At 62.0% G+C, this 24486-nt stretch carries 26 protein-coding genes; 17 read left to right on the top strand and 9 right to left on the bottom strand.

What is annotated here, in order from left to right:
- Nucleotides 1–131: 131 nt before the first annotated feature.
- Both EGJ09_RS18805 and EGJ09_RS18800 read left to right on the top strand, forming a co-directional pair.
- Complete coding sequence (locus EGJ09_RS18805) at nt 132–1067, top strand: aspartyl/asparaginyl beta-hydroxylase domain-containing protein (protein ID WP_125924544.1); 936 nt, start codon at nt 132–134, stop codon at nt 1065–1067.
- 402 nt (nt 1068–1469) lie between these two features.
- On the top strand, nt 1470–2351 hold the full coding sequence (locus EGJ09_RS18800) for a DMT family transporter (RefSeq protein WP_115274100.1): 882 nt from the start codon (nt 1470–1472) through the stop codon (nt 2349–2351).
- 4 nt (nt 2352–2355) lie between these two features.
- On the opposite strand, the gene EGJ09_RS18795 is transcribed toward EGJ09_RS18800, so the two are convergent.
- Both EGJ09_RS18795 and EGJ09_RS18790 read right to left on the bottom strand, forming a co-directional pair.
- Nucleotides 2356–2826, bottom strand: a complete 471-nt coding sequence (locus EGJ09_RS18795; protein WP_125924543.1) for a DUF4265 domain-containing protein — start codon at nt 2824–2826, stop codon at nt 2356–2358.
- 101 nt (nt 2827–2927) lie between these two features.
- Complete coding sequence (locus tag EGJ09_RS18790) at nt 2928–3812, bottom strand: DMT family transporter (RefSeq protein ID WP_046788086.1); 885 nt, start codon at nt 3810–3812, stop codon at nt 2928–2930.
- A gap of 149 nt (nt 3813–3961) precedes the next feature.
- On the opposite strand from EGJ09_RS18790, the gene aceK reads away from it, so the two are divergent.
- Nucleotides 3962–5671 (top strand): bifunctional isocitrate dehydrogenase kinase/phosphatase, encoded by a 1710-nt coding sequence (aceK, locus tag EGJ09_RS18785; protein WP_125924542.1) that lies wholly within the window; start codon nt 3962–3964, stop codon nt 5669–5671.
- Nucleotides 5672–5704: 33 nt separating this feature from the next.
- On the opposite strand, the gene EGJ09_RS18780 is transcribed toward aceK, so the two are convergent.
- On the bottom strand, nt 5705–6565 hold the full coding sequence (locus tag EGJ09_RS18780) for a DUF6279 family lipoprotein (RefSeq protein WP_119687605.1): 861 nt from the start codon (nt 6563–6565) through the stop codon (nt 5705–5707).
- Between the two features lie 132 nt (nt 6566–6697).
- Here EGJ09_RS18780 and EGJ09_RS18775 point away from each other — a divergent pair, with 132 nt between their 5' ends.
- Nucleotides 6698–7534: a S1 RNA-binding domain-containing protein gene (locus tag EGJ09_RS18775; RefSeq protein WP_012315688.1), complete on the top strand. Its 837-nt coding sequence runs from the start codon at nt 6698–6700 to the stop codon at nt 7532–7534.
- 2 nt (nt 7535–7536) lie between these two features.
- Here EGJ09_RS18775 and EGJ09_RS18770 read toward each other — a convergent pair whose 3' ends face one another.
- Together EGJ09_RS18770 and EGJ09_RS18765 are read right to left on the bottom strand one after the other, a co-directional pair.
- Nucleotides 7537–7917: a hypothetical protein gene (locus tag EGJ09_RS18770; RefSeq protein WP_012315687.1), complete on the bottom strand. Its 381-nt coding sequence runs from the start codon at nt 7915–7917 to the stop codon at nt 7537–7539.
- A gap of 111 nt (nt 7918–8028) precedes the next feature.
- The gene (locus tag EGJ09_RS18765) at nt 8029–9498 is read right to left on the bottom strand and encodes a nitrous oxide reductase family maturation protein NosD (RefSeq protein ID WP_125924541.1); all 1470 of its coding nucleotides are present in this window, start codon (nt 9496–9498) and stop codon (nt 8029–8031) included.
- 244 nt (nt 9499–9742) lie between these two features.
- Here EGJ09_RS18765 and EGJ09_RS18760 point away from each other — a divergent pair, with 244 nt between their 5' ends.
- From EGJ09_RS18760 to def, 3 genes are all read left to right on the top strand, one after another.
- Entirely contained in the window at nt 9743–9922 is a 180-nt protein-coding gene (locus EGJ09_RS18760; protein ID WP_046788039.1) for a CsbD family protein, read from the top strand.
- 155 nt (nt 9923–10077) lie between these two features.
- Nucleotides 10078–11031: a YihY/virulence factor BrkB family protein gene (locus EGJ09_RS18755; protein ID WP_046788040.1), complete on the top strand. Its 954-nt coding sequence runs from the start codon at nt 10078–10080 to the stop codon at nt 11029–11031.
- Entirely contained in the window at nt 11028–11564 is a 537-nt protein-coding gene (gene def / locus EGJ09_RS18750; RefSeq protein WP_012315683.1) for a peptide deformylase, read from the top strand. Before EGJ09_RS18755 ends, def begins: the two co-directional genes overlap by 4 nt.
- Here the strand turns inward: def and EGJ09_RS18745 are convergent.
- Nucleotides 11519–11968: a GNAT family N-acetyltransferase gene (locus tag EGJ09_RS18745; RefSeq protein ID WP_125924540.1), complete on the bottom strand. Its 450-nt coding sequence runs from the start codon at nt 11966–11968 to the stop codon at nt 11519–11521. The two genes, def and EGJ09_RS18745, sit on opposite strands and share 46 nt — an antisense overlap.
- A 276-nt stretch (nt 11969–12244) precedes the next feature.
- Between EGJ09_RS18745 and EGJ09_RS18740 the strand changes: the two genes are divergently transcribed.
- On the top strand, nt 12245–12502 hold the full coding sequence (locus tag EGJ09_RS18740) for a DUF2790 domain-containing protein (RefSeq protein WP_046788041.1): 258 nt from the start codon (nt 12245–12247) through the stop codon (nt 12500–12502).
- Nucleotides 12503–12568: 66 nt separating this feature from the next.
- On the opposite strand, the gene EGJ09_RS18735 is transcribed toward EGJ09_RS18740, so the two are convergent.
- Nucleotides 12569–13930: a PLP-dependent aminotransferase family protein gene (locus EGJ09_RS18735; RefSeq protein ID WP_125924553.1), complete on the bottom strand. Its 1362-nt coding sequence runs from the start codon at nt 13928–13930 to the stop codon at nt 12569–12571.
- 75 nt (nt 13931–14005) lie between these two features.
- Between EGJ09_RS18735 and EGJ09_RS18730 the strand changes: the two genes are divergently transcribed.
- The 7 genes from EGJ09_RS18730 to EGJ09_RS18695 all read left to right on the top strand — a co-directional run bounded on the left by EGJ09_RS18730 (nt 14006) and on the right by EGJ09_RS18695 (nt 19009).
- A complete protein-coding gene (locus EGJ09_RS18730; protein ID WP_125924539.1) occupies nt 14006–14971 on the top strand; it encodes a threonine dehydratase in 966 nt (321 codons plus the stop codon).
- A gap of 297 nt (nt 14972–15268) precedes the next feature.
- Complete coding sequence (locus tag EGJ09_RS18720; protein WP_039603657.1) at nt 15269–15601, top strand: type II toxin-antitoxin system HicB family antitoxin; 333 nt, start codon at nt 15269–15271, stop codon at nt 15599–15601.
- A gap of 78 nt (nt 15602–15679) precedes the next feature.
- Entirely contained in the window at nt 15680–16324 is a 645-nt protein-coding gene (locus EGJ09_RS18715) for a LysE family translocator (protein WP_125924538.1), read from the top strand.
- 125 nt (nt 16325–16449) lie between these two features.
- Complete coding sequence (locus EGJ09_RS18710; protein WP_039603658.1) at nt 16450–16875, top strand: nuclear transport factor 2 family protein; 426 nt, start codon at nt 16450–16452, stop codon at nt 16873–16875.
- A 44-nt stretch (nt 16876–16919) separates the two neighbouring features.
- A complete protein-coding gene (locus tag EGJ09_RS18705; protein ID WP_012315675.1) occupies nt 16920–17264 on the top strand; it encodes a YciI family protein in 345 nt (114 codons plus the stop codon).
- Between the two features lie 21 nt (nt 17265–17285).
- On the top strand, nt 17286–17771 hold the full coding sequence (locus tag EGJ09_RS18700; protein ID WP_115274123.1) for an SRPBCC family protein: 486 nt from the start codon (nt 17286–17288) through the stop codon (nt 17769–17771).
- Complete coding sequence (locus tag EGJ09_RS18695; protein ID WP_046788046.1) at nt 17771–19009, top strand: RNA polymerase sigma factor; 1239 nt, start codon at nt 17771–17773, stop codon at nt 19007–19009. Before EGJ09_RS18700 ends, EGJ09_RS18695 begins: the two co-directional genes overlap by 1 nt.
- A gap of 41 nt (nt 19010–19050) precedes the next feature.
- On the opposite strand, the gene EGJ09_RS18690 is transcribed toward EGJ09_RS18695, so the two are convergent.
- Both EGJ09_RS18690 and EGJ09_RS18685 read right to left on the bottom strand, forming a co-directional pair.
- On the bottom strand, nt 19051–19521 hold the full coding sequence (locus EGJ09_RS18690) for a MaoC family dehydratase (protein WP_012315672.1): 471 nt from the start codon (nt 19519–19521) through the stop codon (nt 19051–19053).
- A gap of 33 nt (nt 19522–19554) precedes the next feature.
- Nucleotides 19555–20499, bottom strand: coding sequence for an alpha/beta hydrolase (locus tag EGJ09_RS18685; protein ID WP_125924537.1), 945 nt, complete (start codon nt 20497–20499; stop codon nt 19555–19557).
- A gap of 209 nt (nt 20500–20708) precedes the next feature.
- Between EGJ09_RS18685 and fadD2 the strand changes: the two genes are divergently transcribed.
- Entirely contained in the window at nt 20709–22397 is a 1689-nt protein-coding gene (fadD2, locus tag EGJ09_RS18680) for a long-chain-fatty-acid--CoA ligase FadD2 (RefSeq protein WP_125924536.1), read from the top strand.
- 302 nt (nt 22398–22699) lie between these two features.
- Nucleotides 22700–24397 (top strand): long-chain-fatty-acid--CoA ligase FadD1, encoded by a 1698-nt coding sequence (gene fadD1, locus EGJ09_RS18675; protein ID WP_046788049.1) that lies wholly within the window; start codon nt 22700–22702, stop codon nt 24395–24397.
- Nucleotides 24398–24486 lie beyond the last annotated feature (89 nt).

Genomic DNA, 24486 nt, shown 5'->3' with positions numbered 1-24486 from the left:
TTATTGCAAAATCTTCATGAGTGAGTTCCCGCCCGGGTTGTTTTTACCTGGGCGTGATGGGTTTATGATGGCAGGATGATTTTTGATGGGGGCAGGCAGCGCTGGCCTGCTCCCTTTCCAAGGAGTGTTGCATGACCTTTTCCTTCGTCGCCAAGGCAGGCGTCCTGCTGGTTTTTTTTGGCAGCGTGCTGTTCGTCCACCTGCGCGGCAAGGCGCGATTGCCAGTCCTGCGCCAGTTCGTCAACCATTCTGCGCTGTTCGCACCCTATAACAGCCTGATGTACTTTTTCTCCGGGGTGCCGTCCAAGCCGTACCTGGACCGCCAGCGTTTCCCTGAGCTGGACGTGCTCAAGGACAACTGGCAGCAGATCCGTGAGGAGGCCATGCGCCTGTTCGATGAGGGCTACATCCGCGCCGCCGAAAAAGACAATGACGCAGGCTTCGGGTCGTTCTTCAAGAAGGGCTGGAAGCGTTTCTACCTGAAGTGGTACGACAAACCGCTGCCGTCGGCCGAGGCGCTTTGCCCGAAGACCGTCGAGCTGGTCAGCGCCATCCCCAACGTCAAGGGAGCGATGTTTGCCCTGCTGCCCGGCGGCAGCCACCTCAACCCGCACCGCGACCCCTTCGCCGGCTCGCTGCGCTATCACTTGGGCTTGTCCACGCCGAACTCCGACGATTGCCGCATCTACGTCGACGGCCAGGCCTACGCCTGGCGTGATGGCGAGGACGTGATGTTCGACGAGACCTACGTGCACTGGGTCAAGAACGAAACCGACGTCACCCGGGTGATCCTGTTCTGCGACATCGAACGCCCGCTCAGCAACCCGCTGATGGCCCGCATCAACCGCAAGGTCAGCGCCTTCCTGGGCCGCGCCACTGCACCGCAGAACACCGATGACGAGCGGGTGGGCGGGATCAACCAGGCGTATGCCTGGAGCAAGCGCTTCAGCAACAGGATCAGCACCCGCGTGAAGCAGTTCAAGCGTGCCAACCCCAAGGCCTACCGCATCCTGCGGCCGGTGCTGGCGGTGGCTGTGGGGTACCTGCTGTATCGCTGGTTGTTCTGAAGTTTCGGTGCCTGCAGGGCCCTATCGCCGGCGACAGGGCCCAACAGGCATCACAGAAGCCAGCTATTGTCCTGGCCCTGATTCACCGCTATATTCCAGCGCATTCACCTCCCCGAAGACCTGCTCATGCCTGCCATCCTGTCCACCGCAAGCTTTGCCATCGCGCCAGTCGCGGGCGGGGCCGTGCGTGGCAGCCAGCAGCCGGCCATGATCAGTCATTACCCACCACCTGTCAGTGGCGTTGTAGGCGGCGTAGCTCCGCCTCGCTGCGTGGTTGTGCCGGGCTGACCGGCCTTTGGCCGCATCCCGTCACACGCGCAACCTACTGAACACGGTCGGCGGCTTCCCTAACTGAAGTTCACGCCCACCGTTCGGCTTATCTGCCCGAATACAGGTGCATGCATGTCTGTCTTTTCCAAAGCATCCGTGGCCTCGGCGGCCACTACCAGCCTGTTCGTCCTGCTGTGGAGCAGTGGCGCCATCGTCTCCAAACTTGGCCTGGCCCATGCCAGCCCGTTTGCTTTCCTGCTGCTGCGCTCAGCGCTGGCACTCGCCGGGTTGCTGCTGATCGGCCCGTTGCTGGGCCTGCGCTGGCCGCGCACACGTGGGGCGATGTTGCGAGCCCTTGGCACCGGCTGCGTGTTGCTCGGTGCCTACCAGATCTTCTACCTGCTGGCGCTCAATACCCACGTGACCCCCGGCGTGATGGCCACAGTGATGGGAGTACAACCGATCCTCACTGTGGTGCTGATGGAGCGCCAGCGCTCCTGGCGCCGGCTGTTCGGTCTGGGCCTGGGGCTCGGCGGGCTGGTGATGGTGGTCTATCAGGGTATCAACCTCGGCGGAGTGTCGCTGGCCGGGATGCTGTTTGCCTTGCTGGCGCTGGGCAGCATGACCTTTGGCTCGATCCTGCAAAAACGCATCACCGACAACCCCATGGGCACGCTGGGCCTGCAGTATCTGGCGGGGTTTGCCATGTGCGCTGTGTTCGCGCCGCTGCAGCCGCTGCACGTTGCGTGGAGCGGCAGTTTCATTGGTGCGCTGCTGTGGATGGGGCTGGTGGTTTCGCTGCTGGCGACCATGCTGCTGTATCGCCTGATCGCCAAAGGTAATCTGGTCAACGTCACCAGCCTGTTCTACCTGGTGCCAGCGGTGACTGCGGTGATGGACTTCCTGATCTTCGGTAATCGCCTGGCACCGCTCAGCCTGCTGGGAATGGGGCTGATTGTGGTCGGTTTGCTGTTCGTGTTCAGCAAGCCTGCCAGTCGCATGGCCCAAGCATAGGCCGTCAGCGAAACTCTTCGGGGATGGCGTGGCGCAGCACGCCTTCCTCGAAGTCCAGGGTGCCGGCTTCGCGCTGCGTCAGCAGGTAGTAGAGCAGGGTGTCGAGTGAGCGCGAAGGCGGGACTTCGACGGCCAGCATCCTGACCGCTTTTTCGACTTCGCTGGGGCAGCCGAAATCTTCGAGTGCCGCACGAACCTGCTCCAGATCACCGCCTGCCCTCACAAGAACGCGAAATACCGAAGCGCCGCCACTGTGCAGCAAGCCTTCGAACCAGGATTGCTCGCCCTCTTCGCTGATGCTGATGGTGTCGCCAGGTGCGATGCCGTAGGCATAGAAGGGGATGCTGTCGACCTGGTAGCCAGCCGCGGTACGTTTTGCCCAGAGGCCTTCGACCGATGCGGGTGGGTAGCCTTGGGCATCCTGCTCCAGGCGCCAGAGCACGATCTTGTAGGCTGGGGTTTGCTCGGGGGGCATGGGGCGTTACGTGTCGTGAGGGCTGCTTATCGTAATGCCCTTTGGCGTTGTTGTCTGTACTGGCCCTATCGCCGGCAAGCCGGCTCCTACAGAGTGCTGTATCAGGCCTGAGCGCGGCGCGCGGGCTTGAGTACGAGCCACAGCGCGGCAGCGATCAGCAGGCCGCCATACAGGTGGCCCATCGACAGCGATTCGTCCAGCAGCCACGCGCCCCACAGCACACCGAAGACCGGAATCAAGAAGGTCACGGTACTGGCCTTGACCGGGCCAATCTCGGCCAGCAGGCGGAAGTACAGGATGTAGGCGAAGGCCGTGCACACAAGGCCCAGGCCCAGCAGCGACAGCCACACCTGCCAGCCGCCCCAGCTGGCAGGCGGCTGGGTCAGCGCACTCCAGGCAAACAGTGGCGTCATCATCAGCGTGGCGCCGAGCATGCTGCCCAGCGCCGAGAGGCGGCTGTCCAGGCCGCTGATCCAGCGCCGCGCCAGAAAGCCTGCGAAGCCATAGCAGGTGGTTGCCGCCAGGCAGGCCAGGGCGCCTTGCAGCAGTGCCATGTCCAGTGCCACCGGGCCCGCGCCACTGAGAATGCCGACACCGAACAGGCCAAGGAAGATGCCGCACAATTTGGGCAGGGTCATGGCCTCGCGGAAGAACAGTGCGCCGATCAGCACCCCCATCAGTGGCGTGGTGGCGTTGAAGATCGCCGAATACCCCGCCGGCAGTACCTGGGCTGCCACCGAATAGAAGGTGGCGGGGATGCCTGAGTTGATCATGCCCAGGACCAGGCAAGCGCCGAGTTTGCCCTCGAAGTTCCAGCGTACGCGGGCTGCGGCGAGTATGGCGATCAGGCCGAGACAGGCGATGGACACGCGAAAGAAGGCGGTAGGTACGGTGCCCAGTTCGGGGGCGATGATGCGCATGAACAGAAAGCTCGCCCCCCAGACGGCGGCAAGGGTCAGCAGGCGGGTCAGGGCGATGGGGCTCACGGTGGTCTCCGGGTACAGGGCAGGGCGCGAGTGTACGCGATGGCGCACGGGCGGTTCTTGTCCTTTCTTGCGGTGTAAGCCGGTAGAGGCTCCGCAAAGTTGCACAGGCGACTAAGCTGTCTATCTCACCCCGCACCGAGGTGTCCTGCATGACCCAGCACTGGCCGGCCGGCGAAATCGCCCGGATGATCCTCGATGGCTTCGACGACTACCGCGAACACTTTCGCCGCATCACCCTGGGCGCCCGCGAGCGCTTCGAGCAGGCGCGCTGGCAGGACATCCAGCGGGCAGCGGCGGCGCGGATCAACCTCTATGAGCAGAAGGTCGGTGAGGTCAACGGCTGGCTGCGTGACGGGTTCGATGAGGAAGTGCTGCTGGAGGCCGAACAGTGGCCGTTGGTGAAAAGTGCCTATATACGCTTGATCGACCCGCGGCTGGACGATGAGCTGTCGGAGACCTGGTACAACTCTTTGTTCTGCAGCCTGTTCAGCCATGACCAGATCAGCGATGGCTGCATGTTCATCCACACCACCCGGCCGTCGATACGCAGCCACGAGCGCGCTGCCCAGACCCGCACCTATATGCCCGATGGCAGCCTCAAGAGCGTGTTGCGGGCTATCTTGCGCGACTATGCGTTCGACTACGGTGACCTTGAGAGCGACCTGTCGCGCCTTGAAGAGCAACTGCGCGACTGCCTGCCAGACTGGGTGTGCAAGGACCCGGCCCTGGCCGTTGAACTGTTCGTGCCGGTGCTGTACCGCAACAAGGGCGCCTACCTGGTGGGCCGGCTGTACAACAGCGATGAACAGTGGCCCCTGGTGATCCCGCTGCTGCACCGCGAGGGCCATGGTATCGAGGCGGATGCGCTGATCACCGACGAGGCCGAGGTATCGATCATCTTCTCCTTCACCCGTTCGTACTTTATGGTCGACGTGCCAGTACCGGCGGAGTTCGTCAATTTCTTAAAGCGCATACTGCCGGGCAAGCACATTGCCGAGTTGTACACCTCGATCGGCTTCTATAAGCACGGCAAGTCGGAGTTCTATCGCGCGCTGATCAACCATCTGGCCAGTACCGACGACCGTTTCATCATGGCACCCGGTGTGCGCGGCATGGTCATGAGTGTGTTCACCCTGCCGGGCTTCAATACCGTATTCAAGATCATCAAGGACCGCTTTTCGCCGTCCAAGACGGTCGACCGTGCCACGGTGATCGACAAGTACCGCCTGGTGAAGAGTGTCGACCGGGTCGGGCGCATGGCCGATACCCAGGAGTTCGCCGACTTTCGTTTCCCCCGGGCCAAGTTCGAGCCTGAGTGCCTGGCCGAGCTGCTGGAGGTGGCGCCGTCCACCGTGGCTGTGGAAGGCGATACGGTGCTGGTCCGCCATTGCTGGACCGAACGGCGCATGATCCCGCTCAATCTGTACCTGGAGCAGGCCAGCGAAGGCCAGGTGCTCGAAGCGCTGGAGGATTATGGCCTGGCCATCAAGCAGTTGGCCGCAGCGAACATCTTTCCAGGCGACATGCTGCTGAAGAACTTCGGGGTTACCCGCCATGGTCGTGTGGTGTTCTACGACTATGACGAGATCAGCTACCTGACCGAGGTGAATTTCCGCCATATCCCACCGCCGCGCTACCCGGAGGACGAGATGTCGGGGGAGCCGTGGTATTCGATCGGGCCGCACGATGTATTCCCGGAGGAGTTCCCGCCGTTTCTGTTTGCCGATATGGGCCAGCGGCGTTTATTCAGCAGGCTGCATGGGGAGCTGTATGACGCGGATTACTGGAAGGGGCTGCAGGCATCTATCCGCGAAGGCAAGGTGATCGATGTGTTCCCGTATCGGCGCAAAGGGCGCTGAGGCGGGTTATCGGGCGGACACCGATTGACCTGCCTATCCCTTAAGGCACTTGAGCTCACTGAAGTCGGTACGCACCTTGGCCAGCCGCCCCTGAAGATACTGCCGCTGGGCCGGGCTGCTCTGTTGCAGCAGGTCGATCAACAGGCTGCGTGTCTGTTGCTCGCTGTTCTCGAAGGCAGCGCGGTATTGCGCAGTCCACAGGCTTTCCTTGCGCTGCAGCAATTGCGCCAGGCGCGGTTCGAAGCTTTCGTCGCTGCGCTGGTTCATGGCCATCATCAGCTGTTGTTGCCAGTGCGCACGGTTGGCGATCCACTGGCGGTTCTGGTCGCCCAGCGCCTGTGCCCAGGTTTGCACGCGCTGGCGTTGTGCTGCGGTGAGTTCGCCGAACCAGGGTGTCAGGCGTTTTTCCATGCGCTCGGCGCGGCGGGCGACCTGTTTGGATAGGGGTGTATCGACGTATTTCTCTTGCCGTTCACTGATGTCTTCACGCAAAGCTTCGCCCAGCTGCGCGACCTGGGCATCGCTCATGCCGCGCAGCAGCTCGGCGGCCGACGGGGTGATGGCTTCTGCAACGCGACCGATCGCCTGCCGGGCTTCGTTCATGCGCTGTTGCAGCGCCTGGTCGGTCACTTGCCCCTCGGCGACCATGCTGCGTACGCGGTCGAGCCAGTCGAGGTACCCGGGCAGTTCGGTCGTGCAATGCCATGCCAGGTGCTGCTTGAGCCGTTCGTCGAGCAACGACCTCTGGTCACGGTTCATGGCAAGGTAGTCGTCCAGCGACCACGGGACCAGCCGGTCGAGGTTGCGGTAGGCCAGGTCTATACGGCTGCAGGCCACCAGTGCCAGCGCAAATGCCGTGGCGATGATCAGGGCTTTGGACAGGCGTAGAAACATGTGCTGATCCCTTGCAGATGGCTGGCCACACGGTAGACGCGAGTACTCCACGACGGTTCCGCCGAATCAGCGGTCGGGCGGCGCGCTGGCTTCAGGTGTAGAATAGCCGCCTTGTCTTGAGGAACATCGGAAATGGCTCTGCTTGGGCGTTACAACAGTTTGCAAATCGTGAAACACGTGGACTTCGGCCTCTACCTGGACGGCGGCCCCGACGGCGAGATCCTGCTGCCCGGGCGCTACATCCCGAAGAACGCCGAAACCGAGGTCGATGACTGGCTCAACGTGTTCCTCTACCTGGACAGCGAAGACCAGCTGATCGCCACCACCGAGAAGCCCAAGGTGCAGGTTGGCGAATTCGCCAGCCTCAAGGTCAAGGACATCAACGGTGCGGGCATCTTCCTCGACTGGGGCCTGTCCAAGGACCTGCTGATGCCGTACTCGGAAGAGGCGCGGCCGCTGAAGATCGGCGACTACTGCGTGGTGCATGTCTACCTCGACAAGCGCACCCGGCGCATCACCGCCACTTCACGGCTGGACCGCTATCTGGACCGCACCCCGGCCGATTACCAGGTCGGTCAGCCGGTCGAGCTGCTGGTGGCGGGCGAGACGCCGATGGGCTTCAAGGCCATCATCAACAACCGCCATTGGGGCCTGATCCACAAGAATGAAATCTTCAAGTTCATGCGTTCGGGCATGCATGAGAAGGGTTTCATCAAGGAAGTGCGCCATGACGGCAAGATCGCGTTGAGCCTGCAACCGGTTGGCCAGGCGCTGGCGGACGGCTTGCATGAGCAGATCATGCAGCGCCTGGAGGCCGAAGGGGGCGTGTTGCCGGTGTGCGACAAGAGCGACCCAGAGGTGATCAGCCGCATGTTCAACGTCAGCAAGGGCAACTTCAAGAAGGCCATCGGCGCGTTGTTCAAACAGGGCCGGATCGTCATCCATGACGATCGCATCGAGCGGGCCTGAGGTCAGGCCTGCACGAATGTGCTGAAGTCGAGCTGCTCGCCGCCTGGGCGGGTGTCGCGCAGCAGCGAATCACGGTCGGCGCTCAGCGCCAGGCTGATGGTCGAGCGGCGCTTGCCGGCATTGCGCACTTCCATCTGCTCCTGATGCGCCTTGAGGAAGTTGGTCGGGACCTTCAGGTGCTGCAGTTCGTCGCTTTCTGGGGTGTGCAGCAGCAGGTTGACCCAGTCGGGCTGGCCCTTGCGCAGCAGCGCCACCGGCACTTCGAACCACCACAGGTTGCGTTTGGGGTCGAGGATGGCGAACAGCGTGTTGGCACTGGTGAGCACCGGCTTGGCCAATGCTTCGTTGCGCCGGGCGATGGCGGCGGGTTTGTCGAGTTTCATGCAGGTTCCTGCGGTGTGACGCTATGAAGGGCTGCATTGTGAGGGGTGGCGGGTAGCGGAGCAAGGTTTGATGGCCCCATCGTCGGCGTGCCGGCGATGGGGCCAGCTACCCTAGCGGCGAAGTGGCTGGCTCAACTCGGAGGTCGCGCCATCGGCCGTGGTCACGGTGGCGGTAAAGCTGCGCAGTCCATCGGCATTCTCCAGCACCTGGGCAAACTGCGCCTGCCCCTTGGCATCGCTGTTCACCAGCACTTCCCCCAGGTACTGCTCAGCCTCCGTGCCTTGTGCCTGGGCATTGCCAAACACCTCGACCCGCAGCAGGCTCGATGCCGGCCCCTGCACTTCGCCGCGCAGCACATTGTCGTTCAGGGCCAACAGCCGTGGTGCCTGCTGGTTATGGTTGGGCAGCGGCTGGCAGGGCTTGGGCTGGCCCTTGGCATCGCAGATCACGGCCTGGTCCTTTTTCGGCAGGTCGGCACCGACCCCGCGAGAGCCTACGTACAGTGCATGGGCCTGGGCTGGCACGCCAAAAACGATGGCGCCCGTGCGCTGATCCGGTACGCAAGAGCCGCCAGCTTCGCAGCGGCGGATATCCAGGCTGTTGCCCCAGATCCGGTTACCGGTCAGGCGCGTGGTGGTGACTTCCGGCTCCGGGCGCAGCGCCACGCCGATGCGGTTGCCGTGGATCAGGTTGCCGTCGAGGATATTGCCTTGGCCGGTGACGCTGACGCCGATCGAGTTGCCGCTGAAGGTATTGGCGCCCAGGTAGTTGCGCTTGCCCCAGTTGATCTGCAGGCCGTCGGAGTAGTTCTCGAAGCGGTTGCGTACCACGCTGTTGTCGTTGCCCAGCAGAATCTCGATGCCCTGGGACGGCTCCGGGTTGGCTGCAGTCGAACGGAACAGGTTGTCGGCCACCAGGTTGAACGCCGCGCCGCGGGTCAGCTCCAGGCCATCGCCATTGTCGATCAGCTGGTTGCGCAGCACCTTGTTGTTGACCGTGGTGGTGGCCGTGGGGTTACCGGCACCGTCATCGCCGGTCAGCATGATACCGGCACCGCCCTTGTTGGCGACGATGCGGTTGTCTTCGATGACGTTGTGGCTGGCGCGGTTGACCAGGATGCCGATGCAGAAGTTGCGCACTTCCAGGCCACTGAGGTGCACGCCCTGGGTGTCGCGCAGCACCAGCCCGGGGTTGGTCGTGGTGCGCACGTTGGTGCCGAACTGGCCGGGCAGGGCGCCGGGGCAGGTGTGTACTCCCTGGTCCTTGATATAGCCGGCGCCGTCAATGGCGACGTATTGGCCGTCGCGCGCCCAAGGCAGGCCGGTGATCTGCACCGGGCCTTTGATTTCAGGCAGGGCGCGGGTCGGCCGGATGACAAACGGGGCTTGGCCGACTGCGGCGATGTCGATGCGGTAGTGGCCGGGCTTTTGGTTGTTGGTTTCGATCGCCCAGCGCAGGGTGCCTGGCTGGCCGTCGTCGGTGTAGCGGTCGACCCGCAGGGTTTCGGTGGCCGGTGCGCCAGCGATCGCGGGCAGGGGCAGCAGCGGCAGCAAGGCTGCCAGCAGGGGCATCAAACGCATGGGTGCAGGTTCCGTAAGCTGTTGTTTTTATAAGCATGCAACCTCTATAGGGCTGCCGTTTGCCCGCGATTCTAGGGCAGCAGGCCGGCATTGCGCAGACGTAGGTAGCCGATTCAGTGCGGTATTCGCCCGCAGATTTACCGCTCGGCTTGAGATTGCAAAAATGTTTGAAACTCCTGAACTGGCCGCTGGGTCCACCTTTTGTCGACACGGATCACGTGTCTCCATTTGCAGGAGATTTGCCATGAGCGGCACTAAAGACAAAGTCAAAGGTATGGCCAACGAAGCAGTGGGCAACATCAAGCAAGGTGTTGGCAAAGTCACCGACAATGACAAGCTGCGCGCAGAAGGCAAGGCCCAGGAAATCAAGGGCGAAGGGCAGCAGGTCAAGGGCGACGTCAAGGATGCTGTGAAAAAGCCTTGATCACGGTATGACTACAGCCCCGTCGCCAGCAGACGGGGATGGGGCTGTTGATCAAGACGGCGAATTTTTCTTCAAGTCCAGCAGGGAGCAGCACACCAGTCGCGTGGTCTATTAGACTTCCCTGATGTACTGATCAAGCGGCGAAAGGAGACGCTATGATTTTTCCCGACCTGGGTGGCTTGCCCCTTCACCGCATCCTGGTGCGCACCGTCAAGGAATTCCTTGACGACGAGATGTCCACCTACGCCTCTGCGCTTGCTTACCAGATGCTGTTTTCGTTGTTCCCGTTCCTGCTGTTCCTGATCGCACTGATCGGTTTTCTGCACCTGCCGGATTTCTTCTCGTGGCTGCGCATGCAATCGGAGCTGGTACTGCCGCCCCAGGCGTTGGAACAGGTCAACCCCGTCATCGATCAGTTGCAGCAGTCCAAAGGTGGCCTGCTGTCGGTGGGTATCGTCATCGCGCTGTGGACCGCCTCTGCAGGCGTACGGCTGATGATGAGTGCCATGAATGCCGCCTATGACGTGCCCGAAGGGCGCCCGGTGTGGAAGCGCATACCATTGTCGATTGTCTATACCGTCGGCATTGCCGGTATGCTGCTGGCGGCGGCAGCGTTGATGGTGCTGGGGCCTCAGGTGATGGAGTGGATCGCCGCGCAGATCGGCATGCAGGAAGTGATCGTCACGGTGTGGACGATCTTGCGGTGGCCGGCGATCATCATCCTGATGATGGTGGCGGTGGCGGTGATCTACTACGTGATGCCCGACGTGAAACAGAAGTTTCGCTTCATCACTCCAGGCTCAGTGCTGGCGGTGGTGGTCTGGATCATCGCTTCGCTGGCATTCGCTTACTATGTGAAGACTTTCGCCGACTACAACGCCATGTATGGCAGTATCGGTGCGATCATTGTATTGCTGTTGTATTTCTACATTTCTGCCGCCGTATTGTTGCTGGGCGCGGAGATGAACGCTGTGATCGAACATATGTCCGCTGAGGGCAAAGACCCTGGCGAAAAGGATTTCGAGGGCGATAAAGCCAAGGAAACCCTGACCGTGCTCGGCCATGAACATCCCGTCGAGCCCCAGCCTACCGAGCAGAACCCGCGATGATCCGTGACATCCTGAAGATGGGCGACGAGCGCTTGCTGCGCGTCGCAGCCCCGGTGCCAGAACACCTGATCGGCAGCGCCGAACTGCAGCAGTTGATCGACGACATGTTCGAAACCATGCGCCATGTCGGCGGCGTGGGGCTGGCCGCACCGCAGGTCGGCATCGACTTGCAACTGGTCATTTTCGGTTTCGAGCGCAGTGAGCGTTACCCCGATGCCGAGGCGGTGCCACAGACCATTCTCCTCAACCCGGTGATCACTCCGCTGTCCACCGAGATCGAGGAGGGGTGGGAAGGCTGCTTGTCTGTGCCTGGCCTGCGTGGGGTGGTGCCTCGCTACAAGCACATCAGCTATGAGGGCATCGACCCGCAGGGCAACCCGGTCAACCGGGTTGCCGACGGGTTTCATGCGCGCGTGGTACAGCATGAATGCGACCACCTGATCGGGCGGCTGTATCCTTCGCGGATTCAGGATTTCGCCAAGTTCGGTTACACCGAGGTACTGTTCCCTGGCCTGGACGCCAGCGACGACTGACCATGCACCATCGCCATCAGGCGTTTGCTGCGTTGATAGCGGGCCAGGCGTGACCCCAGCGCTTCAGGCAACCTGCTCGCCGGGGAGAAACCCAGACGTTGGTAAAAGGCTTCGAGGTCCGGGTGGCAGAACAGCCACGTTGGGCCGCGACCTTCGGCCAGTGCTGCGTTGACCAGGCGCGCGGCCACACCCTGGTTTCGCCACTCTGGGGCTACCAGCAGGCCGGTGAGCCACCGGCCACCGGCAACAGCGCTCAAGCTCAAGCCCGCAACGATTTCGCCGCTGCGCGCCACCCACAACTCACCCTCGCTGGCTGCACGCATGCGCGAGCCCTGCTGGCGATAGAAGTGGTCTAGCAGCCGCCGCTCAAGGTCGGTCAGTGGGGTGCAGAGGAGTGGCGTCATGGTATTCCGCTGGCAAACAGCTCTAGCCCAATGATTTCGGGCCATCAATCCGTTTCGCTTTGTCGCAGATTGTTGCAAAAGCTGCAAGGGTGAATGTCCGAGTTCGGGGTTCAACTATTCCAGGCCGGGAGTAGAATTTCACGTATCCCCCCTGGCAGTACGACAAAGCGGGATCGGTACTTCGTGTCATCTTCGTAGTTGATGACAACTTCTCCGCGCCATTGACGGCATATGAAGTCAATCGATCAGCTTGATTGATTTAAAGGCCAAACATCCATGAAACCATTACTGATTCTTGCATTGGTCGGTATGTCCTCGTTCGCCCTTGCCGATGAGGCCAAAGCCGTCTCCACCGAGCCTGTGGCCCAGCAGTACGACTACTCCATGAACCTTGACATCAAACGGGTGATCAACCTGTCGACCATCCCCAATGTCTGCGAAGTGGTGCCTGCGACCATGACCTATGAAGACCATCAGGGCCAGGTGCACACCATTCAGTACCGCGCCATGGGCGAAGGTTGCCAGCAGGGTTGATGCTCCTGCGTTAGCGGCCTTTTCGCACCGGGCAGTAGCGAAGAGGCTGCTTTCGTCACCCTGGGTTCATTGAGCAGAAAGTACCTGCCGTATTACCTCCAGGCCGCGTTTCAGTTCAGCCCGGCTACCTGCCGCGGACAGGCTGATGCGCACGGCCTGCACCTCACTTGCGCCAATGGCGAAGACACTCGCCGGGACGACTTCCACACCTTGCTCCCGACATTGCGTTACCACCGCCTCAGCCCCCTGCGGCGTGCCCAGCCACGCGTGGGGTGAAGGCTGGCCTGTGTTGTGCAGCCCACCAACCAGCAGCCTGCGTGCCAGGCGCCAGCGTTCGCAAATTTCTGCTTTCTGCCAGGCCAGCCGCCGTGTGGCGGTACCGTCATCGATCCACTGGCAAGCGACATGCAAGCCCAATGGCGACACCGGCCAGTGGCTGGCCTGGGCATGCGGGTCGACCTGTGACAGCAACTTCGGGCTGGCCACGATCCACCCCAACCTCAAGCCTGCAGCTACGGTCTTGGACAGGCTGCTGATGTAGATCCCTTGATCGCCCAATAGCGGGTAGAGCGGCGGCCGGTCGGTGAGTGCGCCATACACATCATCTTCGATCACCAATAACCCCAGGCGTTTGACTACCCCAGCGATTGCCTCGCGGCGAGCATCATCCATGCAGGCGCCCGTGGGGTTGTGCAGGGTAGGTGTGGTCACCAGCACGCGGGCACCGCTGGCGCGCGCCACCCGGTCCAGGTCATCGGGCCGCAGGCCTTGGTTGTCCAGTGCGACGCCATGCACGGGCAGACGCAGTTGCCGGCAGGCGGCCTTGATGCCCGGAGCGGTCAGGGCTTCAAGCATGACGGGCTCACCCGCCTGGCAGAATGACTGCAGCACCAGGGCCAGCGCCTGCTGGGCTCCGCCGCACAGCAACAGGTGGTCGGCCGACAGGGCCAGGCCGCGATTGCCCAGCCAGTGGGCGCCGCGGATGCGCCCCAGCAGCAACTGCTCGGGGCCCAGGTAATGGTCGAGCAAGCCGTGGTCGTGACCTTGCAGCAGCCTGCGCAAGCTGTCGTGCAGATCATGATTGTGCGGATCGGCAACCGGTACATTGGTCGACAGGTCGATCAGCCGCGTTTGCCCTTCGCAGTGTTTGAGGCGAAACAAGGTCGCTTCCTTGCTCCCCGCCAGCACATAGGTACCGCGGCCCACTTCACCCGCCACCAGGTGGCGAGCGGCGGCTTCACGGTAGGCCTGTTGGGTGGTGCTGGGGTTCAGGCCCAGTTTCCAGGCCAGGCGCCGTTGCGGCGGCAGGCGGTCACCGACCTTGAGCACGCCGCTCTCGATGGCGTTGCCTATAGCGTCGACCAGTGCCAGATACCGGGGTTGGTCATCCTCGACGAGCTGCGGGATCCACACGAAATTGCTACCCATGCAATATAAGGTTGTACCCATACAATGCCCCGCGCTTAGGATCGGATCAACCACCTACCGAAAAGGATGATCGCCATGTTCGACCTTGCCGCCCTGCGCGAAGCCGCCGATTTCGTTCACCAACATGTACCTGCCACGCCCCAGCACGCCTGGCCGTTGCTGGCTGAGCGGCTGGGCTGCGAGGTGTGGGTGAAGCACGAAAATCACGCACCCACCGGGGCTTTCAAAGTCCGGGGCGGTCTGGTCTATGTGCGCTCGCTGCTGGCGGGCGGCAATCCACCCCGCGGGCTGGTCACCGCAACCCGTGGCAACCACGGCCAAAGCATGGCCCTGGCGGCACGGCAGGCAGGCATTGCGTTGGTCATCGTAGTCCCTGAGGGCAATTCCACAGAGAAGAACGCCGCCATGCGCGCACTGGGGGCCGAGTTGGTCGAGCACGGTGCGGATTTCGATGTGGCCCGTGAAGAAGCCGCGCGGCTGGCCGAGGTGCTGGGGTATGCCATGGTGCCTTCGTTCCACCCGGAGTTGGTGCGGGGCGTGGCCACTTATGCCCTGGAGTTGTTCGAGGCTGTGCGTGACCTGGACTGCGTTTACGTGCCGATCGGCATGGGGTCAGGCATTTGCGGGCTGATCCAGGCGCGTAACCTGCTGGGTTTGAAAACCCAGATCGTCGGTGTGGTGTCCAGCGCCGCTGATGCCTATGCCCAGAGCTTTGAGCAGGGCCATATCGTCACCACTGCCACTGCCGAAACCTTCGCCGATGGCATGGCTTGCCGGGTACCCCATCCGCAAGCCTTTGCCCTGGTGCGCGAGCATGCTGCGCGGATCGTGCGGGTCACCGACAGTGAAGTCGCCGAAGCCATGCGGGTTTACCACGAGGCCACGCACAACACTGCCGAAGGTGCAGGTGCCGCAGCCCTGGCGGCGTTGATGCAAGAGCGCGAACAGCAGGCCGGCAAGCGCGTGGCTGTGGTGTTGAGCGGAGCGAACGTGGACCGGGCGCGGTATGCGCGGATTCTGGCGGGCAATGAAAGATCCTGAATGAATATCTTGGAATAAGTGCTATCTTATTTTGATAGCATTTTCCATGAATACTCGATACCGAAAAATTCTCGACGCTATCCTGAGGACGCCAACCACGTCGTCACTAGCCTTTTCCGAGATTGAAACGCTGGTGCTGCACCTCGGGGGGCAGGTGCTGGAGCGGCAAGGCTCCCGGGTCAAACTGGTGCTTGGCGGCCAGTGCTGGAGGTGCCATCGTCCCCATCCAGGCAAGGAGGCCAGGCGGTATCAGATTGAAGAGGCCCGCGAATTCTTGCTGCGGGCAGGAGTGAAATGATGAGTTGCATGCGCTACAAGGGCTATGCCGCCCGTATTGAATATGATGAGCGTGATGATATTTTCGTCGGCCGCGTGCTGGGGATTCGCGACATCATCAGTTTCCACGCGAGTTCTGTCCCGGAACTGCATGAGGCCTTCCGTCATGCGTTGGAGGACTACCTGGCCGATTGCGCGGAACAGGGCATCACTCCCGAAAAGCCGGCATCGGGGAAGGTCATGCTGCGTATTCGGCCCGAAATCCATGCCGCTGCCAGCGTTGCTGCCCGTGCGGCAGGCAAAAGCCTGAACCAGTGGGCCGACGAGGTGTTTGAACAGGCGGCGCTGGCCTGATCGAACACTTGTTCTTCCAATCCCGCAATCACTCATGGCAGGCTCTACGGCGCTCATTTACCCGTCATCGAGTATTCAATGCCTTTCTCCAACGGTTTTCTCCTCAGCCTGTCCCTGTGTCTTGATATCGGTGTGGCCAATATCGCCATGATCACCCTGGCCATGCAGCGCGGTTTCCTGCAAGGGTTCTGGCTCGGCCTGGGCACGTGTGTCGGTGACCTGGTGTATGCGATCGCAGCGCTGGCCGGCATGACCGTGTTGCTGCAGTTCGAGAGCGTGCGCTGGGCCTTGTGGCTGGGTGGTTCGGCGCTGCTGGTGTGGTTCGCGCTGAAGATGCTGCTGGCGGCCTGGCGCGGCGGGCATATGGAAGCGCGCAGCGAGGTGGTGGCGGAATCGGCCTGGCGCGAATTCATGCGCGGTATCTTCCTGGCCATGTCGTCGCCCACCGCCATTCTGTGGTTCGCCGCTGTCGGTGGCGTGCTAATTTCCCGTTCCGGTGGCGGTAGCCTGCTGGAGGCCGGGTTGTTTCTCGGCGGCTTTTTCGCTGCAGGGCTGGTCTGGTGCCTGAGCCTGTGCGGCATCGCCAGCCATGGTGGGCGTTTGCTCGGTGACCGTCTGCTGACGTGGTCATACCTGCTCTCGGCAGCGATTTTCTGCTATTTCGCGGTGTACGTGATCGTTTCGGGCTATCGCGAATTCATACTGGCCAGCCCGAGCGTGTAGGCAGTTACAGGGTGCCGCCGCGCCTGTCAGCCTTTTTCCTCCCTGTTGTCGATTTCCCGCTCTCTCGTTCGACCAGTGTTGAAGGCGCCGAGTACCGGCGCCACCCGCACTTCGGAGAGCCCCTCATGAATACCCAGGCCGAAAGCGAAATCCGTGAACTGATCGAACGCTGGATGCAAGCGGTGCGCGATCGTGACATCCCAGGTATCACCGCCCCCTATGCCGACGACATCGTCGCCTTCGATGCGATCAAGGAACTGCAGTTCAAGGGCAAGGCCGTGTACCAGGCACATTGGGAAATGTGCATGGGTTTTTGCACCGGCCCGATGACGTTCGAGTTGGCCGAACTCACGGTGTACGCCGATGGCGAGCTGGGCCTGGCCCATTGGCTCAACCGCTGCGGCCCGTCGGATGACGAAAGCCAGTGCGGTTTCATGCGCGTCACCGTGGGCTATCGCAAGACCGCCGGCCAGTGGCGGGTCATCCACGAGCACTGGTCGGCGCCTTTCGATGTGGAAACCCAGAAAGCGCTGTTTGATCTCAAACCCTGATCAGCTATCGCCAAACGCACTTTGCCAATGCCGTGGAGATCACCATGAAATACCTGTGCCTGGTCTATTGTGACGAGGGGCTGCTGCACAGCCTGCCCGACAGCCCCGAAGATGCCGAATGCATGGCTTACGCCGAGTCGCTGCAGCGCTGTGGGCGCATGCTCGCGGCCGAGGCGCTGAAACCGGTGCAGACCGCGACCACGGTACGCATGCGCGGTGGCCGCATGAGCCTGACCGATGGCCCGTTCGCCGAGACCAAAGAGCAGCTTGCGGGTTTTTACCTGGTCGATGCCCGCGATCTCAACGAGGCATTGAACATTGCCAAAGGCATCCCGGCCGCACGGGTCGGCAGCGTTGAAGTAAGGCCCGTGCGCGAACTGCAACCCTGACCGCAACGGAGAACAACAAGAATGAGCCTTGCCCAACCTGCGCAAGCGCAACACGAGTTGGCCATCAGCCGTCTGATCGACGCCCCGCCCGCCAAGGTGTTCCGTGCCTGGACCGAACCCCAGTGGCTGATGCAGTGGTGGGGGCCGCATGGCATGACCACGCCGGAATGTGAAATGCAGCTCTGGGTCGGCGGCCTGTTTCGTACCTTGATGCGCGCCCCCGACGGTACCGACTACCCCACCCAGGGTGTGTTCCTGGAGATCGCCGCGCCACGTCGGCTGGTGTTCACCGATGCGTTCGGGCCAGGCTGGGTGCCGTCTGCCAAGGCCTTCATGACCGCAGTGGTGACCTTTGACGAGGAACACGGCAAGACCCGTTATACCGCCCGCGCCTGGCACTGGAGCGCTGCCGACTGCACGGCCCATGAAGAAATGGGTTTTCACCAGGGGTGGGGAGAAAGCCTGGACCGCCTGGTGGAGGTGGTGACCCAGCGGATGCCGGACTGATGGCAACGCTGGTGCAGGTACGCGCCGAGATCGAGGGGGTTTACCGCCGGGACTCGCGGCGTATCCTGGCGACGCTGATCCGCCTATTGGGGGATTTCGACCTGGCAGAGGAGGCCATGCATGATGCCTTCTTCATTGCCGTCGAGCGCTGGCAGCGCGATGGTATCCCCCAAAACCCACGTGCATGGCTGGTGTCGACCGGCCGTTTCAAGGCCATTGACGCGGTGCGGCGGCGTGCGCGTTTCGACCGTTCGCAGGCTGACCTGATCATGCTCATCGAGGGCCAGGGGCAAGACCCCAGTGATGAGGCATTGCTCGCCGACGATCGCCTGCGGCTGATCTTCACGTGCTGCCACCCGGCTCTGGCTGCCGATGCGCAGGTGCCTTTGACGTTGCGCGAAGTCTGTGACCTGACCACTGAGCAGATCGCCCGTGCCTTCCTGCAGAGCCCGGCGACCATTGCCCAACGCATCGTGCGCGCCAAGGCCAAGATCCGCGACGCACGCATTCCTTACCAGGTGCCGCAGCTGCACGAATTGCCTGAGCGCCTGGAAAGCGTGTTGCGGGTGATTTACCTGGTGTTCAACGAAGGCTATTCGGCGTCTTCGGGTGAGGCGTTGGTGCAACAGGCGTTGAGTGACGAAGCGATACGCCTCGGTCGCTTGCTGGTGCAGTTGTTACCGGACCCGGAGGCGGTCGGTTTGCTGGCGCTGATGTTGCTGCAGGCGTCACGCCAGCACGCGCGTAGCGATGCCCAAGGCAATCTGGTGCTGCTCGAGCAGCAGGATCGCAGCCTGTGGGACGGTGCGCAAATCAGCGAAGGCTGTGAATTGGTGCAACTGGCGCTACGCAGCCGGGCGTTCGGTGCCTACACGGTGCAGGCGGCGATTGCAGCGGTGCATGCGGAGGCTGCGAGCGCCAGTGAAACGGACTGGGCGCAGATTGTCGGCCTTTACGATGTGCTGCAGCGGCATTGGCCGTCCGCAGTGGTGGCGCTCAACCGAGCGGTGGCATTGGCCAAGCGGGATGGGCCGCGGGTGGGGTTGGCGGAGATTGAAACAATTCTGGCGACTGGCGAGTTGCGCGACTATCACCTGGCGCATGCGGCAAGGGCGGAGCTGCATTACCAGTTGGGTCAGGCAGAACAGGCCCGTGCGGCCTGGCGGCAGGCGCTGGAGTTGACGCATCAGGCGCCGGAACGGCGGCATATCGAGGGAAAGCTGCAGGCGTTGGAATGACCCGGCAGCACCGGCCCTGTCGCCGGTACTGCCTGAAGCCATCAGCTGGCGACAAAATTGGGCGGCGATACCAGCTCTACCGTCTGCTGCTTGCGCGGCGCCAGGATCTCTGCCTCGCCCTCTACAACCAGCTCATCGTTCTGGTTGTACACGTTGGTGGCGATGCGCACTTTGAACTTGGGCAGCTTCTCGAGGATTTCCAGGCGCACGGTCAGGGTGTCGCCGATTTTCACCGGCTTCTGGAAGCTCATCTTCTGGCCCAGGTAGATGGTGCCGGGGCCGGGCAGGGTGCAGGCTACTGCCGCGCTGATCAGCGCGCCGCTGAACATGCCATGGGCAATGCGCTCACGGAACATGCTCTTGGCGGCGAATTCGGCATCCAGGTGCACCGGGTTGTGGTCACCGGACATCGCGGCGAACAGCTGGATGTCGCGTTCTTCCACAGACTTTTCGTAACTGGCCTTCTGGCCGACTTCTAGAGCTTCGTAAGGCGTGTTGGTGACCTGGGTCATTGGCGCTTCCTTGATGGGCGGACAAGGCCGTTATCATTCACTGCGGGCAGGGCGGCCAAGGGCCAGCGCCTGCTCCAGCCACGCGAGGATATCGGCGGTGACCTCGTCCCGATTGAGTTCATTGAGCACTTCGTGCCGCGCCTTGGGGTAGACGCGCAGTTGTACATGTCGATTGCCGGTCGCGCGCAGGGCGTCGGCCAGATGGGTGAGACGCTTGCCGGCACTCACCGGATCACATTCACCGCCAATCACCAGCAACGGCAGGTTCGGATCGATCTGCGCGAGGTTCTTCGCCTGGCTGATCTGCGCCAGGCCGTGCAGCAAGTCTAGCCACAACTGGTTGCTGCAGCGAAAACCGCACAGCGGGTCGCTGACGTACCTGTTTACCTCTTCAGGGTCGCGGCTGAGCCAGTCGAAGGCGGTACGGGTGGGTTTAAAGGCTTTGTTGAACGAGCCGAACGACAGCCACTCGATCAGCGCACTCTTGCCTTGCGGGCCTTGGCGCAACGCCTCCAGCCGGGCGATCAGGCGCGCCATGCGGTACAGCGCCGGCGGCTGGAAATTGGAGCCACTGAGGATCGCCCCGTGCACGCTGCCACTGTGGTGCATCAGGTAGGCCTGGGCGATGTAACTGCCCATGCTGTGGCCGAACAGGAACAGCGGTGTGCAGGGGAACTGCTGGCCGATGTGCTGTGTGAGCAGGGCCAGATCATTGACCACGGCATTCCAGCCATGTTGCCGGGCGAACAGGCCGAGGCTACCCCGTTCGGCGGTACGGCCGTGGCCGCGCAGGTCCGCAGCCAGCAGCGCATAGCCGGCAGCGCTCAGCGCCTGGCCCAGGTGCTGGTAGCGCCCGGCATGTTCGGCCATGCCGTGCGCCAGCAGCACCACGGCCTTGACCGGCGTGGCCGGCAGCCATTGGTGCACGTACAGGCTGCAATGCTCGCTGGCCGGCAGCCAGAAGGCGTCGTAAGGCATGGCGGATCCTTTGCGCTGGGGTACGAGCACAGTGTATGCGCAAGCGGCCGGATTGCAGGAAGGGCACAAATAAGATTCACAATGTTAATGGCGGCACTTGGCATATATGCCACCTCAGGCTTACCTGCTAACGTCGGTTGAACGCCTTTTTGCCATCAGGCAAAGGGATTACAGGCTAAGAGCGGGTTCAGGCAGAGGAACAATAATAAATGCAAGCCGACTTCTGGAATGACAAGCGCCCGGCGGGCGTGCCTTCCACCATCGATATCCATGCGTATAGCTCGGTCGTCGAAGTTTTCGAGCGATCCTGCAAGCGCTTCGCCGACCGCCCGGCGTTCAGCAACCTGGGCAAGACCCTGACCTATGGCGAACTCGACCGCCTTTCGGCGGCCTTTGCTGCCTGGCTGCAGCAGCATACCGACCTGGTGCCGGGTGACCGCATCGCCGTACAGATGCCCAACGTGCTGCAGTATCCCATTGCGGTGTTCGGCGCCCTGCGCGCCGGGCTGATCGTGGTCAACACCAACCCGCTGTACACCGAGCGTGAAATGCGCCACCAGTTCAAAGACGCCGGTGCCCGCGCCCTGGTGTACCTGAACATGTTCGGCAAGCGGGTCCAGGAGGTGCTGCCCGATACCGGCATCGAATACCTGATCGAGGCGAAGATGGGCGACCTGTTGCCCATGGCCAAGGGGTGGTTGATCAACACCGTGGTCGACAAGGTCAAGAAAATGGTCCCGGCCTATCATCTGCCCCAGGCCATCTCGTTCAAGCAGGCACTGCGCGAGGGCGCGGCGCTGAGCCACAAGCCGGTAACGCTGAGCCTGGACGACATCGCCGTGCTGCAGTACACCGGCGGCACCACGGGCCTGGCCAAGGGCGCCATGCTCACCCACGGCAACCTGGTGGCCAACATGCTGCAGGTGCTGGCGTGCTTTTCGCAGCATGGCCCGGACGGGCAGAAGCTGATCAAGGAAGGCCAGGAGGTGATGATCGCGCCGCTGCCGCTGTACCACATCTATGCCTTTACCGCGAACTGCATGTGCATGATGGTCACCGGCAACCATAACGTGTTGATCACCAACCCGCGCGATATCCCTGGCTTCATCAAGGAACTGGGCAAGTGGCGGTTCACCGCACTGTTGGGGTTGAACACCCTGTTCGTGGCGCTGATGGATCACCCGGGCTTCCGGCAGCTGGATTTCTCGGCGCTCAAGGTGACCAACTCTGGCGGTACGGCACTGGTCAAGGCCACCGCCGAACGTTGGGAGAGCCTGACCGGCTGCCGCATTGTCGAGGGCTACGGCCTGACAGAGACTTCGCCAGTGGCCAGCACCAACCCTTATGGCGAGCTGGCACGCCTGGGTACCGTGGGCATACCGGTGGCAGACACCGCGTTCAAGGTCATCGATGATGAGGGCAATGAACTGCCGCTCGGTGAGCGGGGCGAGTTGTGCATCAAGGGCCCGCAGGTGATGAAGGGGTACTGGCAGCAACCCGAGGCTACGGCGCAGACCCTGGATGCTGATGGCTGGCTGAAAACCGGCGACATTGCAGTGATCGACCCGGACGGCTTCACGCGTATCGTCGACCGCAAGAAGGACATGATCATCGTCTCGGGCTTCAACGTGTACCCCAACGAAATCGAAGACGTGATCATGGGCCACCCGAAGGTGGCCAACTGCGCCGCCATCGGCGTGCCTGACGAGCGTTCGGGCGAGGCCGTCAAACTGTTCGTGGTGGCCCGTGAGGGCGGGCTCAGCGTTGATGAACTCAAGGCCTACTGCAAGGCCAACTTCACAGGTTACAAAGTGCCCAAGCACATCGTGCTGCGCGAGTCGTTGCCGATGACACCGGTGGGCAAGATCCTGCGTCGCGAGCTGCGCGACATCGCGTAAGGGGGGCGAGCTTCAAACTTCAAGTTTCAAGCTGCAAGAGGGGGCGTGCGCCGCTCTAGCTTGCAGCTTGCCGCTTGAAACTTGGCGCTCTAAGTCAAATACTCTAAAAATGACTTGCATCCTTCATTGAGTCATTTTTGTGACCGTAAGGCCCGTTTTGGCCTCTAGGCGACCCTTTGCAAAGCTGTTACTCTCGGCCCGCTTTCAGATGATTCGGTTTGCAACGAACCGCCATCTCATATCAATAATAAACGCATCGACGCGTAAATCGAACTTCGCTGTTGCTGAAGGAGTGGGCTTCCATGATCGACCATTTTTGGAAGGATAAATACCCAGCCGGGATTACGGCGGAAATCAATCCTGACGAATTCCCCAATATCCAGGCGGTACTCAAGCAATCCTGCCAACGCTTTGCCGACAAACCGGCCTTTAGCAACCTGGGCAAGACCATCACCTACGGCGAGTTGTATGCCCTGTCGGGCGCTTTTGCGGCCTGGCTGCAGCAGCACACCGACCTCAAGCCGGGTGATCGCATTGCCGTACAGCTGCCGAATGTCCTGCAGTACCCGGTAGCGGTGTTCGGTGCCATGCGCGCCGGCCTGATCGTGGTCAACACCAACCCGCTGTATACCGCACGGGAGATGGAACATCAGTTCAACGACTCCGGTGCCAAGGCGCTGGTGTGCCTGGCCAACATGGCTCACCTGGCCGAGAAAGTGGTACCCAAGACCCAGGTCAGGCACGTTATCGTCACCGAAGTGGCCGACCTGTTGCCACCGCTCAAGCGCCTGCTGATCAACAGCGTGATCAAGTACGTGAAGAAGATGGTGCCGGCCTATAACCTGCCGAACGCCGTGCGCTTCAACGATACCCTGGCGCTGGGCAAGGGCCAGCCGGTGGCCGAGGCCAACCCGCAAGCCAATGATGTTGCCGTGCTGCAGTACACCGGCGGCACCACAGGTGTGGCCAAGGGCGCAATGCTGACGCACCGCAACCTGGTGGCCAACATGCTGCAGTGCCGGGCGCTGATGGGTTCGAACCTGCATGAAGGTTGCGAGATCCTCATCACGCCGCTGCCGCTGTACCACATCTATGCCTTTACCTTCCATTGCATGGCGATGATGCTGATCGGCAACCATAACGTGCTGATCAGCAACCCGCGTGACTTGCCGGCAATGGTCAAGGAGCTGGGCAAGTGGAAATTCAGCGGCTTCGTCGGCCTCAACACCCTGTTCGTTGCCCTGTGCAACAACGAGGCGTTCCGTGCGCTGGACTTCTCGGCGTTGAAGATCACCTTGTCCGGTGGCATGGCGCTGCAACTGAGCGTGGCCGAGCGCTGGAAAGCCGTCACCGGTTGCGCCATTTGCGAAGGCTATGGCATGACCGAGACCAGCCCGGTTGCGGCGGTCAATCCGGCCGAAGCCAACCAGGTCGGCACCATCGGTATCCCGGTGCCCTCGACCCTGTGCAAGGTCATCGATGACAGTGGCACCGAACTGCCGCTGGGCGAGGTGGGCGAGCTGTGCGTCAAGGGGCCGCAGGTGATGAAGGGCTACTGGCAGCGTGAAGATGCCACCGCCGAGATCCTCGACAGTGACGGTTGGCTGAAGACCGGGGACATTGCCCTGATCCAGCCGGATGGCTACATGCGCATCGTTGACCGCAAGAAGGACATGATCCTGGTCTCGGGCTTCAACGTGTATCCCAACGAGCTGGAGGACGTACTGGCAGCCCTGCCGGGTGTGCTGCAGTGCGCTGCGATCGGCGTGCCGGATGAAAAGTCGGGCGAACTGATCAAGGTGTTCATCGTGGTCAAGCCGGGCATGACCGTCACCAAGGAGCAGGTGATGGAGCACATGCGTGCCAACGTCACCGGCTACAAGGTGCCGCGTTACATCGAGTTCCGCGACGCGCTGCCAACGACCAACGTGGGCAAGATCCTGCGCCGCGAGTTGCGTGATGAAGAGCTGAAGAAGCAGGGTTTGAAGAAGATCGCCTGATCGCTGCCCATTGCCTGGCTATATCTGCATCACGCTGAAAATCTGGGGCCGCTTTGCGGCCCTTTCGCGACACGAGGCCGCTCCTACAG

This window comes from Pseudomonas sp. p106 (assembly GCF_003936645.1).
Taxonomy (GTDB): domain Bacteria; phylum Pseudomonadota; class Gammaproteobacteria; order Pseudomonadales; family Pseudomonadaceae; genus Aquipseudomonas; species Aquipseudomonas putida_E.
The sequence above is the reverse complement of the archived record's forward strand: the minus strand, read 5'-3'. Positions and strand labels throughout refer to the sequence as shown.